At 38.2% G+C, this 11887-nt stretch carries 8 protein-coding genes and 1 pseudogene; 5 read left to right on the top strand and 4 right to left on the bottom strand.

All coding sequences use genetic code 11. The features are described from left to right. Nucleotides 1–160: 160 nt before the first annotated feature. The gene (serC, locus tag FTV32_RS11540) at nucleotides 161–1243 is read right to left on the bottom strand and encodes a 3-phosphoserine/phosphohydroxythreonine transaminase (RefSeq protein ID WP_180028716.1); all 1083 of its coding nucleotides are present in this window, start codon (nucleotides 1241–1243) and stop codon (nucleotides 161–163) included. A 246-nt stretch (nucleotides 1244–1489) separates the two neighbouring features. Between serC and FTV32_RS11535 the strand changes: the two genes are divergently transcribed. The 5 genes from FTV32_RS11535 (at nucleotide 1490) to FTV32_RS11515 (ending at nucleotide 7366) form a co-directional block, all read left to right on the top strand. Next, nucleotides 1490–2413 (top strand): hypothetical protein, encoded by a 924-nt coding sequence (locus FTV32_RS11535; RefSeq protein ID WP_180028715.1) that lies wholly within the window; start codon nucleotides 1490–1492, stop codon nucleotides 2411–2413. Between the two features lie 135 nt (nucleotides 2414–2548). Further along, nucleotides 2549–4027 (top strand): TolC family protein, encoded by a 1479-nt coding sequence (locus FTV32_RS11530; protein ID WP_180028714.1) that lies wholly within the window; start codon nucleotides 2549–2551, stop codon nucleotides 4025–4027. Between the two features lie 11 nt (nucleotides 4028–4038). Next, on the top strand, nucleotides 4039–5130 hold the full coding sequence (locus FTV32_RS11525; RefSeq protein WP_180028713.1) for an HlyD family secretion protein: 1092 nt from the start codon (nucleotides 4039–4041) through the stop codon (nucleotides 5128–5130). After that, a complete protein-coding gene (locus tag FTV32_RS11520; protein WP_180028712.1) occupies nucleotides 5130–6269 on the top strand; it encodes an ABC transporter permease in 1140 nt (379 codons plus the stop codon). Before FTV32_RS11525 ends, FTV32_RS11520 begins: the two co-directional genes overlap by 1 nt. Next, complete coding sequence (locus tag FTV32_RS11515; protein WP_180028711.1) at nucleotides 6266–7366, top strand: ABC transporter permease; 1101 nt, start codon at nucleotides 6266–6268, stop codon at nucleotides 7364–7366. The genes FTV32_RS11520 and FTV32_RS11515 overlap by 4 nt, the downstream gene beginning before the upstream one ends. Nucleotide 7367: 1 nt before the next feature. Here the strand turns inward: FTV32_RS11515 and FTV32_RS11510 are convergent. The 3 genes and pseudogenes from FTV32_RS11510 to FTV32_RS11500 form a co-directional block, all read right to left on the bottom strand. Beyond that, nucleotides 7368–7791, bottom strand: a pseudogene (locus FTV32_RS11510) (DUF3887 domain-containing protein). 72 nt (nucleotides 7792–7863) lie between these two features. Further along, nucleotides 7864–10836 (bottom strand): DNA gyrase subunit A, encoded by a 2973-nt coding sequence (gyrA, locus tag FTV32_RS11505; protein ID WP_180028710.1) that lies wholly within the window; start codon nucleotides 10834–10836, stop codon nucleotides 7864–7866. Between the two features lie 304 nt (nucleotides 10837–11140). Next, nucleotides 11141–11650 (bottom strand): hypothetical protein, encoded by a 510-nt coding sequence (locus FTV32_RS11500; RefSeq protein ID WP_257227625.1) that lies wholly within the window; start codon nucleotides 11648–11650, stop codon nucleotides 11141–11143. Nucleotides 11651–11887 lie beyond the last annotated feature (237 nt).

Below are 11887 nucleotides of genomic sequence, written 5' to 3'. Positions count from 1 at the left end.
TTAATGGAGAAATCTAATCGGTATGTTATACCTGAGAGAAGAGTGAGGAGTTATCCAAGGGTTGTAAAAGGAAAACCTCAAAAATACCCAAGAAAAAGCCAGTCAATCTCTTAACTGACTGGCATTAGTCATATGACAGGCTTTTTTTTACGATCTAATTTTAAGCATTGCGTTTTGCAAAGTCGTCCATAAAGTTAACTAGTGCTTGAACACCTTCTAGTGGCACAGCATTATAAATACTTGCGCGCATACCACCTACTGAACGGTGACCTGCAAGGTTCAACAAATGATTTTCTTCAGCTTCTTTCAAGAACTGTTTTTCAAGTTCAGGTTTCGCCAAAGTGAAAGGCACGTTCATGATTGAACGGTATTCTTTAGCAATCGGGTTTGCATAGAAATCGCTAGAGTCAATATAACCATATAGTAATTCAGCTTTCGCTTGGTTTACTTTCGCAATTGCTTCTACACCACCTTGTTCAAGCAACCATTCAAATACAAGACCTGATAAGTACCAAGCATATGTTGATGGCGTATTTACCATTGAGTCATTTTTTGCTTGTGAACTATATTTCAAAATACTTGGAATCTCAGCTTTCGCTTGATCGAGTAAATCATCACGTACGATCACAAGCGTTAAGCCTGCTGGACCGATATTTTTTTGCGCACCAGCATAAATCAGACCAAATTTAGTCACATCAATTGGAGCAGACAAAATACTTGAAGATAAATCTGCAACTAATGGTTTATCTGTTGTTGGGATATTTTTAAACTGAATACCACCAATGGTTTCGTTGTCTGCATAGTGTACATAAGCCGCATCTTCAGATAAATTCCAAGTGCGTTCTTCAGAAATTGCCAATTTACCATCAGCATCTTTAATGCCCGCTTCGATGACATTGATATCACCATAGCGCTGCGCTTCTTTTAAAGCTTTCTCTGACCAAATACCTGTGTGGATATAATCAGCTTTGCTGTTTTTACCCAAAAGGTTTAATGGAATTGCAGAGAACTGAAGTGATGCACCACCCTGTAAGAACAACACTTTGTAGTTTTCAGGAATGTTCATCAGCTTGCGTAGATCTGCTTCTGCTTTCGCAGCTACAGCAACGTAGTCCGAACTACGGTGGCTCATTTCCATGATCGAAAGACCTTTGCCTTGCCAATCTAGCATTTCAGCTTGGGCTTTTTCTAAAACGGCAGTAGGTAATGCAGCAGGACCAGCACAGAAGTTGTACGCGCGCATGAGTTTTCCTTATCTATGTGAGACACAATAAAATGGTGGCATTTAACCATATATGGCGCAGTCTTGCACAAAATTATTTCAATCTCAAACTGTAATTACAGTCAAAAAATCAATGTAGATGATGAGGATAAATTTAATTCTAGAAACAAAACCTAAACGACATTTTGTGTCGCATCAAGGATGAACGATCACTTTACTTTTTTATTCAATGATATTTTTAAACAATATCTTTAGGATAATTAACAAATGACAACATTCTTAGATCACTTTAAAATTAGCCCTAGCAGCGAGAAGCTAGATTTCTTCAATCCTAATCTAAAAACTGATACTAAACTTTATATTGATAGTTACTATCTAACACGTACAGATAATATTCACTGTAAATCTGCACTTGAAACACAAAAAAGTTTTATGAAGTGTTTAATGGAAGCCTTAAAAGACCAAGATGATTTAAAAGCTAGAGAACTTTGTAATCATTTTCCTGAACCCAAATTTACAGGTATTGGCGTAACTAAAAATGGAGTGAATGGTAAAGGATCAAAAGATATTAAGGTTGAACATATTATAACATGCCTTAAGTCTTCCAAAGCCGCACAGACAGGTCTTTTATCGGACTTAGAAGAATTGATTTTAGTAGCACATGGTATTGGTCCAGATACCATTTCTGACATCACGACAAATATATGCATAAAACACTTCGCTAAATTCACCTTAGAACAATGTAATAAATTAGGTATACCTACAAGTGAAACTAAAGATTTTATCCATTTTTTCTGTACTGATGAATTGAAGTGGAAACAAGCAAAATTTAGCTTACCACATGTACCTTGGGGTCCAAATGATGTATTAGGACCTGTATTACTTATCCCTCAAGACATACTTGAATCGATGATCAGCTATAAAAGTAATTATTTTTTTACAAATATTGCTACACCTCAATTTACTGAACAAGTTTTAAAGAATGGTGCATCAGCGAGTTTCATATATTCTTTAAAGTCTGGTGAAAAACGTGTCAATCTCAAAAAAATGAGGGAGCAAAATCCAGAATATCGTGGTAACAAGAAAAATATGGATGAACTGATTTCAAATAATCCTAGATTACTAAAAGAGTATAGAGAAAAGGTTGCCCATAATAGATTTATGAAAAGGAAAGGTATTAAGAATAAATAAGAACGCTCAAGCGTCCTTATTTTTATTCTTCATTCATCTTCGAAACAATATTACAACTTTGCTTTTCACCCTCAGAGCAACGCCTTGATTTATAATCCTTCCTAGATTGACTGATAATAAAGTTTTGTTGACTTCATGAATCTTAAAAACAATAAACCTCGCCTCCTTTTTGGGTTAAGCATACTGACAGCTATGATGCTAAATATCATTCAGAGCCATGCACAAAGTATCAGTTTTCAAGATGCTGAACGTCAACTATTACAAAGCTCTTATAGTTCACAAGCATTTAACCAACTAGAACATGCAGCTAAACTTGAAGCAGAAGCAGTCAAAAATATCGGACTCCCCCGTGTCGACCTCAATGTCCGCGCCTACGCCTTTCATAGTGAAGTGGATATTCCACTCAAGCAATTTAAAAACAATTTAGAAAATGGTCTTTCCCAAGGTATTACAGGGCAAATTAATCAATGGGAAAGCCATAATGGCTTACCATCAGGCATCACTGAGCCTTTACAAAACGGAATTAACAACACAATTCATAGTGGTATTGGTTTAATCCCCGATACCTCTAACGTGATACTTGAAGATCAAGTCATACGCCCGACTATATCCGTAATGATGCCACTCTATACGGGTGGTTTAACGACGAGTGCAAAAGAAATTGCAACCATACAAGCTGGTCGTAGTGAACTCAGCAATAAACAACAACAAGATACACAGCGCTTTGAGCTAATCCAAGCTTATTTCAATGTACAGCTACAAAAACAACTTCAAGCTTCAACAGGTTTTAATCTCGATGCCATGCAACGACATTATAAAAACTCACTTAAACTTGAACAGCAAGGCTTTATTAGCAAAGGTCAGCGTATGCAATTTGAAGTTGCAAAAAATAATGCTGAGCGTAGTCATCAAAGTAGCCAAGCCAATCTGAATACGGCACTGTTTCAACTCAATAATTTACTACAACAAAGCAGCATTACCGATTTAAGCACACCATTATTTGTAAATCATTCAGAACCACAAAGTGTTAATGCCCTACTGAACAGTTTTAAACAAAACTCGACTTTGATACAAAAAATGCAAATGGACACTGAACTCGCCAAAGCCAATGTCAAAGCGCAACAAGCAACTAAGAAACCCAATGTGTTTGCCTTTGGTGAATATAGTCTGGATCACAATGAAAACTGGATTATCGGTGTCGCAGCGCGTTACAACCTATTTTCAGGCATTGATAAAAATAAAAATATTCAAGCAGCAGAATTAAAGCGTTATGCCACAGAGCTGATGACAGCACGTACTCAGCAAGAAATTGAAAATGTTATTTATAAATCGTATAGCGAAGCTATCAGTGCACAACAAAGTGATGTGCTATTACAGCAAAATCTAAAAGCGGCTCAAGAAAATTTAAGGATACAAACCCTGTCTTTTAAAGAAGATGTTGGCACAGCCATGCAAGTCATTGATGCCCAAAATATGCTGAGTGGTTTAAAAGCAGAAATGGCTTTAAATGCCTATAAATATGTGATGTCACTCGCAACACTTTTACAAAGTCATGGTTCAATTGCTGAGTTTCAAAGCTTTATGCAACATACCAATACACACTATATTCGTTAATGGAGCATCCCATGACTGATAATCAAAAGCCAGATGATTCACTCGATCACGATGTTTCTAATGAATCTACCCATTCAATAAAAGACAACAACATTGCAAATCAAGACATCCAAGCAGAAGAAAAATCAAAGAAAAAATATCTACTTTTGGCTTTAATTCCGATCTTTTTAGGCATTATAGGCTTTGGACTATGGAAAAGTTATCAACCTCAAATGATTGAGCTACAAGGACGTGTTGACGCACAAACTGTTCAAGTTGCAACCAAAGTACCCAGCCGTATTGAAGAAATACTTGTACATGAGGGTGACACTGTTAAAAAAGGTCAAACGCTTGTTCGCTTAAAAAGCCCTGAAGTTGAAGCCAAAAAGCAGCAAGCTTTGGCTGCCTTACAATCAGCTCTAGCCTTACAATCGACTGCTGAACGTGGATCTCAAGATGAAAATATTGCGAGCCTCTATGCCAACTGGCAAGCTTTAAAAGCACAGCAAGACCTTGCTCAAGTGTCCTATCAACGTGCGGCAAATTTGTTTAAAGAGGGTGTTATTTCTCGTCAACGACGTGATGAATTAGCTGCTGCAGCACAATCCTCAGCCCAAATGACTGAAGCTGCATACCAGCAATATACACGTGCAGAACGTGGTAGCACACCTCAGCAAAAAAGCTCCGCAGATGCTCAAGTACAAATTGCACAAGCTGCTCTAAATGAAGCTAATGCACTTGAAGCTGAAACAGCGTTACTTGCTCCGATCGACGGTACAGTATCTAAAACTTACGGAAATTTGTCCGAACTCGTGGCAATGGCTGTACCTGTGGTCAGCTTGATTTCTGCTGAGCGTTGGGTGAGTCTTAATATTCGTGAAGACCAATACAGTGCCTTAAAACAAAATGCGACCCTTGAAGGATTTATTCCTGCATTAAATCAAAATGCAAAATTTAAAGTAAAAAATATTAGTGCCGAAGGTGAATTTGCCACCATTAAAACTACCCGTCAAACAGGTGGTTATGATGTGCGAAGTTTTAAAGTGCATTTAGTACCACAAACTGCAATGCCCGAGCTAAAAGCTGGGATGAGTGTTTTGTTTAAACTTGAAGAGCCAAAATAATGCTGCCGTTTTGGTCAGGAGTTTTACGCGAACTCCGCTATCTTATCCATGAAAAATGGGACTTAGCTCTAGTCTTAGTAGCACCACTTTGCGTTCTAGTTCTGCTTGGCAGCATGTTTAGCCAAGGCAAGCCGAGCCATCTACCTATAGCAATTATTGACCAAGACCAAAGTCGACTCAGCCATGCCATATATGAGCGGGTCTCCCTCAATCATAGTCTTGAGATTTACACCGTATCTGAGCAGAGTGTAGAAGTTGAAAAACTTCTGAACCAAAACAAAATTTGGGGATATATCCATATTCCAAATGGTGCAGAGCAACATTTGGTTGCTGCACAGGATGCAGAAATTAGTATCGCGTTTAATCAAAGTTATTTTAGTATTGGTAATACGATTTCATCTGCGATGCTGGTCAGTACCTTAAGTGCTTTAGCAGAATTTAGTGGTCAACAATATCTCGGTACTGCCTTACCCTATGTCGATGCCCCCACGCCACATGTCAAAATATCGCCCTTATACAATCCACAACTCAATTATGAGTTCTACTTAGAACCTTATATGGTTCCCGCAATTTTGCATCTTTTACTGTGTTGCTGTATCGCCTTTGCCGTTGGACAAGAAATTAAACGGCATACATTAAAAAGTTGGCTACAGTCTTCAGGTTTATGGTCAGCATTACTTTCCAAAAATCTTGTGTATATCTGTATATTCTGCCTTTGGACATGGCTATGGATGTTTTGGTTAATTGAAGTTCGAGGCTGGTTTATTGCAGGTTCTCTATGGTTGATACTACTCGGTCAAATTTTATTTTATAGTGCATACGCATTTTTAAGTTCAGCAGTTGTCCTTGCTACACAAGATTTATCTAAGTCATTTGGTTTTTTGGCAGTCTATGGTGGCTCATCATTAAGTTTTGCAGGCGTGACATTACCTTTAAATAACGCTCCTCTCTTTACTCAATTTTGGGCAAATATTATTCCGTTCACCCCCTATGCAAAGCTACAAACTGAACAATGGGTGATCGGTAGTCCACTGTCCATTTCAATTCAACCCATCATCATTTTATTGATCTATGTAGCTTTCTCCCTTGCCCTTGCTTATCTATTTTTAAAGAAAATAACCAAAGGTATGCAACAATGAGATCACTTTGGGCAGTCTATTTACAAACATTTAAAGATATTTTTTCGAATACGAGTATTTTCACCACGCTGATTCTTTCAGTTGTGTTTTACAGTTTCTTTTACCCCACTGCCTATCAGGCACAACAAGCTGAAGCACTTCCCATCATTATTGTCGATGAAGAACAAAGTGCGCTAACGACCACGATTATCAATCAGGTTGGTCAAAGCCCAAATGTCGATATTAAAGCAGTCACAAGCAATTTTATTGAAGCGAAATCATGGATTGAAGAACAAAAAGCAGATGGAATATTACTACTGCCTGCCAATCTTTCGCAATCAGTACATCATGGTGAAAATGGTGGGATTGGGCTGTATTTAAGCGCTGCAAATTTTTTAGTAACCAAACAAATTAGTTTAGGGCTGGTCAGTTCTGTTGAAAATACCTTAAGTGAATACGCTGAACGCTTTAGTAATATTTCTCAGTTCTCACCTGCGATTTCAATTCATCAAATTCCTTTGTTTAATACACTTTCTGGTTATGGAAGTTACGTATTTCCAGCTGTTGCTCCACTCATTATTCACCAAACAATTTTGCTCGGTTTAAGTATGTTGATTGCGATCTATCGTGAACAACATCGACCATTCAATCGTATGAATCTGCTTGGAATTGGACTTGCAATTTTAACCATTGGCTGTCTTGGTTGTTTTTATTTATTTGGTTTTACTTTCTGGTGGTTTGACTACCCACGTGGTGGCAATTTTATTGGAATGCTCATTGCTGTGCCTATTGCGGTATTTTGTATAATTTCGATGACATTACTTTTCGCAAGTTTTTTAGATCTGCCTGAGCGTGCAGGTCATATCATCGTTTTCACTTCTATCCCTTTATTTATGCTTTCAGGCGTAGCTTGGCCACATAGTGCTATGCCCGAGTGGATGCAAATCCTTGGGCAAGCACTTCCATCGACGCAAATCGTGCAAATGTTTATTCAACTCAATCAAATGGGCGTGTCTATCGCACTCATTTTACCTAAACTGGCTTATTTGACCGTCTTTGGTTTGATCTGTTTAGGCTTTGCTTATCATCGTTTAATCAGCAAGTATCACAGCCCATAAATTATTGCGAACCACCAAAGACTTGAATATTAAAATTACGAATTTTTGTGCTGCCATTCGGTTGATCGAAGCTCACATCGTATTGCACTAAATTTTTAGGATAAGCAATTTCATAACTGACTTTGTATTGGCTCGGTGCTGCTGTACTTTCTTCGATTTTCTTAATCAATAGAGTTTTGGACTTGTACTGACCTTTTGGAATTTGATGAGAGAATTTTTTCATAATTTTCTCATTTTCTTTAAAATGTGCCTGTAACTCAGGTTCTAAATGAGCAAGAAAATCCTCAAATTTACCATCTCGTAAGTCATCGTATGCAACTTCCGCAGCTTTGGTTTGTGCTGGACTTGGATCAGGAATCTCTGATATTCCGATCACAAGCAGCCAATGCCAACACTGTTGTTAATAACCAAATTCTCTTTTGCATCCTATTATTCCTTAATCAATCTTGGTCGATAAAAAAGGACGCCTAAGCGCCCTTTTTCATATTTCAAAGGATTTATTCTTCTGGGGTATTGTTCATTTGTTCTGAAGCATCAACCACATCAGTTTCTACATTTTCAACATTCACTATTTCAGCATCAAGTTCTTCAACAAACTCATCTTCTTCTACAGCTTCAATTGAAACAACACCAACAAGTAATTCTTCATTGCCTAAACGAATCAGACGAACACCCTGTGCATTACGACCTGTTTGTGCTACTTCAGATGCACGTGTACGTACCAAAGTACCACCATCTGAAATCAACATCAGTTCTTTAGTCTCATCAATCGCAACCGCACCAACTAACTGACCATTACGCTCAGAAGTCTTAATTGCAATTACGCCTTTACCACCACGTTTCTTGGTTGGGAAATCATCTACAGGGGTACGTTTACCATAACCGTTTTCAGAAGCACACAGTACTTCACCTGTTTCAGGAACAACAACCAATGATACGATACGGCTGATAAGCGCTGAATCTGAACCATCTTCATCATCAGAATCTACATCAGTGTCATCATTTTCATCGGCTTGAGCTGCTGCACCAATCGTTACGCGCATACCGCGTACACCTTTAGCAGAACGACCCATTGCACGTACATCAGTTTCTGCAAATCGAATCGCTTTACCTTCATTCGAGAACAACATAATTTGTTGTTCACCGTCAGTAATCGCAACACCAATTAAACGGTCATCTCCAGCTAACTCGATTGCACGTAAACCATTTGAACGTACATTAGAGAACTGCTCAAGTTCAACTCGCTTGATCGTACCGTATTCAGTTGCCATAAAGACATAGAAGTTTTTACGTAAGTTTTCTGCAAGCTCAGCAAATTCAACTACTACTTCATCATTAAGATCTGTAGTTGATAATTCAACTCCTAACTCTTTCAGATGTGTACGCAATTCGTCCGATAGATCGTCACCATCTGCTAGATCAGCAAATGATCTTTCTAATGCATCATAGTGTGCAGCAATGATTTCGTTTTGCTGTAATTGAGCTTGATGAGATTTAACAAACTGACGGAAATCGGCTAGACGTTCTTTAAATTTCTTCGGTGCATCAATCACTGGCAGAATAGCAGTAATTGTCTCATTTTCATCTAATGGCAATAAGTTCACCATAGGACGACCTTTTGCACCACGAGAAGCTTGAGGCACTTCAAAAACTTTTAAGCGATAGACTTTGCCGACATTGGTAAAGCATAAAACTGTTGCATGGTTAGATGTCACAATCAAATGTTGAATGTAATCATCTTCTTTCATAGACGTTGCTGATTTACCACGCCCACCACGACGTTGCGCAGCATAATCAGAAAGTGGCTGTGTTTTCGCATAGCCTGATTGAGAAACGGTTAAAACAACTTGTTCTTCTGGAATTAAATCCTCACGAGAGAAATCTACACGAGATTCTACAATCGCAGTACGACGCTCATCACCATATTGCTGAAGAATAAGTGCAAGCTCTTCACGAATCACGTTCATCAACAATTCAAAATCATTAAGAATTGCTGTCAACTCTGCAATTTGTGCCAAAATTTCAGAATATTCTGCATGCAGCTTATCTTGTTCTAAACCAGTTAAACGATGCAAACGTAATTCTAAAATTGCACCCACTTGAGTCGGCGAGAGACGATAAATATTGCCAGATAATCCAAACGGTATATTAGGATCTTCACCCTCAATCTCATCTGGGCGAACAGAAACTGAACCTGCTTTTTCTAATAAAGCAACTACACCACCTGCAGACCATTCCCCTGCTTGCAAACGTTCACGTGCTTCTTGCGGATTCGCAGAGGTTTTAATGGTTTCGATGATGGCATCAATATTTGCTAAAGCAACCGTTAAACCTTCCAAGATATGACCACGTTCACGCGCTTTACGTAATTCGAACATCGTACGACGTGTTACAACTTCTTGACGATGGCGAATGAAAGCAGCAATGATGTCTTTTAAATTCATCAGCTTTGGCTGGCCATTATCCAAGCAAACCATATTAATACTGAATGAATTTTGAAGCTGAGTATTTTGGAATAAATTATTAACAATTACTTCAGCGTTTTCGCCACGCTTTAAGTCAATTGCAATACGCATCCCTTCTTTATCAGATTCATCGCGTAACTCTGAAATACCTTCGAGCTTCTTCTCTTTCACAAGTTCAGCAATACGTTCAATCGTTTTTGCTTTGTTCACTTGATATGGAATTTCAGTGAATACAATCGTCGTACGACCTGTTTTTTGGTCTTCTTCTAAATGGTACTTACCACGAATAAATAAACGACCTTTACCAGTACGGTAAGCATCAACAATACCTGATTTACCGTAAATGATACCGCCTGTAGGAAAGTCTGGACCCGAAATATGTTCCATCAATCCTTCAATGCTGATATTCGGATTATTGGCATAGGCTAAACACGCATTGACCACTTCAGTCATATTATGCGGCGCCATATTGGTTGCCATACCGACAGCAATACCCGTGACACCATTAATGAGTAAATTTGGTACACGAGTTGGCATAACTTGTGGGATACGCTCTGAACCGTCGTAGTTATCTTCCCACTCTACTGTATCTTTTTCTAAATCAGCTAACAGTTCATGCGTTAATTTACGCATACGCACTTCGGTATAACGCATCGCTGCTGCACTGTCACCATCAACAGAGCCGAAGTTACCCTGACCATCAACCAACTGATAACGTAAACTGAAATCTTGTGCCATACGAACGATTGTTTCGTATACAGCAAAGTCACCATGAGGGTGGTATTTACCGATTACATCACCAACGACACGCGCTGATTTTTTGTAAGCTTTGTTATAATCATTTCCAAGCTCATGCATCGCATAAAGAACACGGCGATGAACTGGCTTTAAACCATCTCTAACGTCTGGTAGTGCACGAGAGACAATGACACTCATAGCATAGTCGAGATATGAGCTCTTCAGTTCATCCTCAATGGCAATCGGTCGAATTTCCGATACGCTCATGCATACTCCTTATTACAAACAGCTTGAAGAAACTGCTCGATTTATATAATCAATCTTGCAAAAAATTAGCCCAAAATCTATGGAGCTAAATTCTAAAACTCAGCCGAAAATTATAGCACAAATCCGTATTTTTGTCCCTAAATTTTATGGATGATCTGTTTAATTTTATTCATAAAAATGACTAAATTTTCAACACAAAATTCTTAAACAGTATTGCCCTAAAATGAATGATAAAAATCACTTTTTTGCTACTTGTACATAAAAAAGATCCTCGTAAGGATCTTTATAAATACATGAATATTCTTCAATGATGAAGTTCGCGCTTGTCCGCTTTCATTAAACTAAAAGAAATTGCAAATAAGCTTAAAATCAACGGAAACTCATACAGCTCTTCGAGTAAGCTTTCATTACTATTTTCTGTGAGCAGGAGCATCCCTATAAAGCGATGATGCTCTATCGCATCAGAAACAACGAGCCCAATCACAGCCAAAACCAAGGCCCAAACTGGGATAATAGCTGTCTTGAACTTGTTCACAATCTCTGTGCGTAATTTTTGGTTCAATAGTGGAAAAACCACAGACCCAATCAATACAATTGAGATACCTCGAAAATAGATTTTTGGGACATCAGGGAAATAATCTCGCCCCCAACTGGTACTACGACCAAACAATAAAACCCACCAGCAAACAGCCCAAAGCCAAAACTCTTTCTTACCTTCTCTAAGCTGCAAAGGCTTTATGTAAAAATAGCTAATAACTGCAAAGGACAACAATAAAAGAGCCTGTAAATTTTCAATCAGACGCACGTCTTTCATACCAAACACATTGAAATGGACTTGATTAAATAATGGAAAAATTAAACATGAGACCGCGATTAGAACAAGCGGTAATGTTATTCGGGTGTCGACCAGCAAAACACAAACTCCCTCATCAATACATTGAAAGTATGAATGAGCTTAAAAATGATGGCGAATCATATCACAATTACAAAAAACATATAAAACGGTAAATTCTGATCCCTTGATGAGAATAATCTATAATTTTGTTTTATG

The sequence above is a fragment of the Acinetobacter sp. YH16032 genome (genome assembly GCF_013417345.1).
GTDB lineage: Bacteria > Pseudomonadota > Gammaproteobacteria > Pseudomonadales > Moraxellaceae > Acinetobacter.
The sequence above is the reverse complement of the archived record's forward strand: the minus strand, read 5'-3'. Positions and strand labels throughout refer to the sequence as shown.